This window comes from Thermus sp. NMX2.A1 (genome assembly GCF_000511705.1).
In the GTDB taxonomy this organism is placed as follows: domain Bacteria; phylum Deinococcota; class Deinococci; order Deinococcales; family Thermaceae; genus Thermus; species Thermus scotoductus.
On record NZ_ATNI01000041.1, the window covers coordinates 1 to 4247 of the forward strand.

2 protein-coding genes are annotated in these 4247 nt (G+C 61.4%); both read left to right on the forward strand.

The window, feature by feature from the left end:
• Nucleotides 1-165 precede the first annotated feature (165 nt).
• The gene (locus TNMX_RS12820; RefSeq protein WP_156919409.1) at nt 166-360 is read left to right on the forward strand and encodes a hypothetical protein; all 195 of its coding nucleotides are present in this window, start codon (nt 166-168) and stop codon (nt 358-360) included.
• Nucleotides 357-3842 (forward strand): helicase-related protein, encoded by a 3486-nt coding sequence (locus TNMX_RS02970; RefSeq protein ID WP_038029349.1) that lies wholly within the window; start codon nt 357-359, stop codon nt 3840-3842. Before TNMX_RS12820 ends, TNMX_RS02970 begins: the two co-directional genes overlap by 4 nt.
• The last annotated feature ends 405 nt before the right edge of the window (nt 3843-4247 follow it).

The following is a 4247-nucleotide window of genomic DNA, read 5'->3' on the forward strand; positions in this document are numbered from 1 at the left end:
GAAATACTAGCTCGTCCTCCAGAAGGGGGAGGTGGGGGACCTCTGCAAATAAATATCTACCAATATGAGGCCATATTGATCCCGAAACCAACACTCTACAAACAGATAATTCCTGAATTACCAAACCTATTGCGGACTGTTCTCATCCCTTCTTTCTGGGAGGAGGTGGGGCTTACTCCGCCTCACTTTGAGGGCACTCCCCGGCCCCTACCCCATCGGGTTGCTCTGGACCGCCCCGTATTTGAGGCCCTAGGTCTAAGCGAAGAGGAGCGCCACCAGATCTACCGGGATACCGCTCGTTTGGTGTGGCGGCGTATCCGCATGGCGCGCGGGGGCGAAGGAGGGGAGGGCGAGGCATGAGTTTCATCACCAACGCCCCCGACAAGACCCTTCAGGGCCGCCTCGAGGCCCTTCTCCAGCACGCCCAAGAGCTCAAGTTCCTGGTGGGCTACTTCTACTTCTCCGGCTACAGCGCCCTTTACGATGCCCTCCGCAAGGCCTTCGAGCAAAACCCGGACCTGCGCCTCAAGGTTCTGGTGGGCCTTTCTGTGGACACCAGTCTGGGGCAGCTGCTGGAGGTGGCGCGGGCTCAGCGGAAGGCTAGCAACCAGGAGGTCATCGAGGCCCTGCTGAGCGACCTGCAAAAAGCCCTTTCCCACCCTCAGCTTGACGATAAGACCCTGCCCGAGCAGGCCCGCTTTTTCCTCTCGCTTCTGCGCACGGGGCGCCTGGAGCTGCGCAAGACCCGTTCTCCTACTCACGCGAAGCTGTACCTGTTCAAGGTGAAGCCCGACTTGCTGGGCCTGCTCCCGGCGGGCGGGAGCTTCCTTACGGGTAGCTCCAACCTGACCCAGGCCGGGTTGGGGGGCCAGCTGGAGTTCAATGTAGAGATCAAGGACTACGGCTTCAAGGAGGCCGAGGAGTTTTTTGATAACCTTTGGCAGGAGTCCGTGGAGCTCTTGCCAAAGGATGTGGACAGGGTGCAGTACATCGTGGAGAGGGCCTCCTTAGCCGCATCCCCCACCCCCCTGGAGGTTTACGCCCTCCTCCTGCGGCGTTACCTGGACACGTTGGACAGCCGCCCCCAGCGGGCGGGAATGGCCGACTTCCTGACGCGGGTAGGGTTCATCCCCTACGCCTACACCTTAGACGCGGCCAACCTGCTCACCCACCTCTTGGAGGAACACGGCGGGGCGATACTGGCCGATGTGGTCGGCCTGGGCAAAACGGTCGTGGCCTGCTTGGTGGCCCGGGAGTCGGGGTACCGGGGTATTGTCCTGGCCCCGCCCCACCTTATCGGAGAGCCCGGAAGCGGAGGGTGGAGCGACTACCTGGAGCGCTTCCACCTCTATGACTGGCGCACCTTCTCAACAGGCCAGCTCGAGGATGCCCTGCGCTTCGTGGAAGGGTCGGGCAGGGACGTGCAGCTGGTGGTGGTGGACGAAGCCCACCGTTTCCGCAACCTGGAAACGAAAGACTACGCGCTTTTGAGCGCCATCACTAGGGGCCGAAAGGTGCTCCTGCTGACCGCCACTCCCATCAACAACCGCCCCTTGGACGCTTACGCCCTGCTGAGGCTGTTTATTCCGCCAAAAGCCAGCACCGTGGGCCCCTCCCTGGATTTGGAGAGCGAGTTTACCCGCCTGGACACCACCTTCCGCAAGGCTTCTTATGCCCTGCGCTACCACGACTCCAAGGATGCGGCCAAGCGGAGGAAGGCCGAGCAGCTGTACGCTCAGCTGACCGGGGAGAACTCCTCGGTGGACCCCCGTCGGCTCCGGGAGATCCTCGAGGCGGTGGCTTACCGGGCTCGGCTCATCATGGCCCCGGTCATGGTGCGGCGCAATCGTCGGGACTTGCTGGAAGATCCCCGCTACCGCAAAGACGCTCCCCCTTTCCCTTCGGTCAGGGATCCGGAGGTTCTCTTTTACTTCCTGAGCCCGGAGCAGTCCCGCTTTTACGATGAGTTCTTGCAGGGGATGGGACCGGATGGGGCGTATAGAGGAGCTTTGTACCAGCCGGAACTCTACCGCCTGGGCAAGGAGGAGATCGATGAAAGCCTGCCCCCGGAGGAAGCCTTCGCCCTTAGCTCCCAGCGCAACCTGGCGGACTTCATGCGCCGCCTCCTGGTGCGCCGCTTCGAGAGCTCGCTGGCGGCCTTCGTGCTGACCGTAAAGCGGATGATCCGCTACCACCAGCGCCTCCTCGATTTCGCTCGCGACCAGGGGTACTTCCTCTTGGACAGGAAGACCCTGGACTGGCTGACGGAAGCCGTTGAGGAGGGGCCACTGGGCGACTCCGGGCTGGAAGAGGTGATCGAGGCCAAAATACGGGAGGAGGAAGCGGCTATCCAGCGGGGGGAGCGGGCCCGCCGCCGCTACTACCGGGCGAAGGACTTCCCGCAGCAAAGATGGCAGGCTTTGCTTCAGCACATCGAGGAGGACCGGGCGTTCTTGGAGCGCATGCTGGAGCGGGCAGAGGGATTGGGCCTCGACAAGCCAGACCGGGATCCCAAGGTCCAGGCCCTCTGGTGCTTCTTGCGGGAAAGTCTGGCCCGGGAACCCAACCGCAAGATCGTGGTGTTTTCCGAGTTCACCGACACCGTGGAGTACCTGAAACAAGCCCTAGCCTCCTCGGGCTTCAGGGTGTTGGCAGTCGGGAAGGACTACAGCAAGACCTTGGCCAAGGAAGTGATCCTCAACTTTGATGCCGCGGTGGAGGCTTCCCATCAGAGGAACGAGTACCAGGTACTCATCACCTCAGACCGTCTCTCTGAGGGCATCAACCTCAACCGGGCTGGGACGGTCGTCAACTACGACATTCCCTGGAATCCCACCCGAGTCATCCAACGCCTTGGACGGGTAAACCGTGTTGGAAGCAAGCTTTTCGATGAAGTCTACATCTACCACTTCTTCCCCACGGAACAGGGTGCGGCGGTCAACGACCCCAAAAGGGTGGCGGAAAACAAGCTGCTTCTCATCCACCGGGCTCTAGGGGAAGACGCCAAGATCCTCTCGCCGAAAGAGGAGCCCACCGCCGCCCAGATCTACCAGCGCCTAACCCGCCTGCCACCTGAGGACACGGAGGTCAGCCCCGAGACTTGGGCCCGCCGGGAGTGGGAGCGGCTGGTCGCCACCTATCCCGACTTGCCTCAACGGATCCGCGATCTGCCGAACCGGGTGAAAGTGGGCATGGATGGGCAAGAGCCCCAGGCTTTGGTGGTGGCCCGCAAAGGTGCGGCTTTCTTTGCCTTGAGGTGGAGGTTCGGAGAGAAGCCGTCTGAGAAGGAGTCTGAGGAAAAGGCGCTTCAGCAGAAGCCTGGGGAAAAGCCGCCTGAGCAGAAGTCTGAGGAAGGGGCACGTCAGCAGAAGCTTAAGGAAGAGCCGCCTGAGTACTTGTTCCTCCCCCAGGTGTGGGATTTGTTTGCCGGAGTGGAACACAAGCCTCGCCGGGAACCCACCCGCCGATTTTGGGAAATCTACAACGCGTTTTCTAAGTACCTCGAGGGGGGTTCTGAAGCCGCTTTGGGCAGCAACGCCTTGGAGTCTCGGGCGCTGAACAACCTTCGTACCGCGTTGAACCGGACTGAGTTCGATGAAGAGGAAAGGGAGCTGATGCGGGTGTTGGAGAAGGACCTTCAGTACCACCGCCTCCTTCCCCGCTACCTGGTTCGCCGCCTGCAGGAGGCCGACTTGGGCCGGGAAGGGACCTTGGAGGCTTTTCGCCAGGTTTTGCAAGAGATACGGGAACGTTTTGCCCCTTTGCTGCGCAAAATCGACACCCCTCCCCCCCAGGTTGATCTTCTGGTCGGTGTAGAGGTGCAGAGCCCGTCCCCTTCCTGAATTGGGGCGGCCTTCCGGGGGTAGGGGCATTTGGGAGAAAGGTTCCCCCCTAAAGCTCTTTCCCCCCGGAAGGGGGTTTCCTCTTTCTTTCTTTGAGGCAAGGGAATGACCTCGAGGCTCCCCCCTTCTCCCTGCTTCTCCACCAGGGCGTGGAGGATTTGGGGGTTGAGATCAATTCCTCCGGGCTACGTCACCGTGCCCGTTGCTGGGTCCGGCACCCCATGCATGGCGGAAGGGGGTGGGGTTCCTTAGGGCTTCTATGCCTTTGGCAGATCGTACGAGCTCTTGGGGTTTCACAAAGGTAATCGCCACTTGAGGCCTAAGCACCTCCTGCCGGTGTGCACGGATCGGCCTGAGCGATGGGGAAGCGAACATGGGTAGAGGAAACCCCACCCCTTTGATCGC

Bases quoted from the DNA above. Each gene is read 5' to 3' on its own strand.
- TNMX_RS02970 (WP_038029349.1), top strand. From the start codon at position 357: ATGAGTTTCATCACCAACGCCCCCGACAAGACCCTTCAGGGCCGCCTC.